Origin of the sequence: Affinundibacterium nitidum (assembly GCF_014284155.1) — a bacterium.
In the GTDB taxonomy this organism is placed as follows: Bacteria; Pseudomonadota; Gammaproteobacteria; order Burkholderiales; family Burkholderiaceae_D; genus Undibacterium; species Undibacterium nitidum.
This window is the reverse complement of sequence record NZ_JACOFZ010000068.1, coordinates 1-243: the sequence shown is the minus strand read 5'-3', so window position 1 is coordinate 243 and position 243 is coordinate 1. Positions and strand designations below refer to the sequence as shown.

At 53.1% G+C, this 243-nt stretch carries 1 protein-coding gene; it reads right to left on the bottom strand.

Going from position 1 to position 243, the window contains the following annotated elements; genetic code table 11:
* Positions 1 to 243: VCBS domain-containing protein (locus H8K36_RS19065; protein WP_186918097.1), on the bottom strand; the 243-nt coding region annotated here is incomplete at both ends.

Sequence of the window (243 nt, the reverse complement as noted above, 5' to 3'; positions counted from 1 at the left end):
CGGTTAAGGTGTACGTAAAGCTATCGGTCAAACTTTGACCGGCACCTAAGCCATTGACGGCCGCATTGCTGTTGTTGAGCGTGTACGTGTAGGTACCATTGCTGTTCAAGACCAAGGTACCGTAGCCTGCTGCATTCGTGAACGTACCTGCTGTCACTGGAGTGGCGTTGCTGTCCGCACCGACCGTGTCGTTCGTGATCACATTGCCGGTGACTGTGTTCGGTACTGCATCTTCAGTGATGT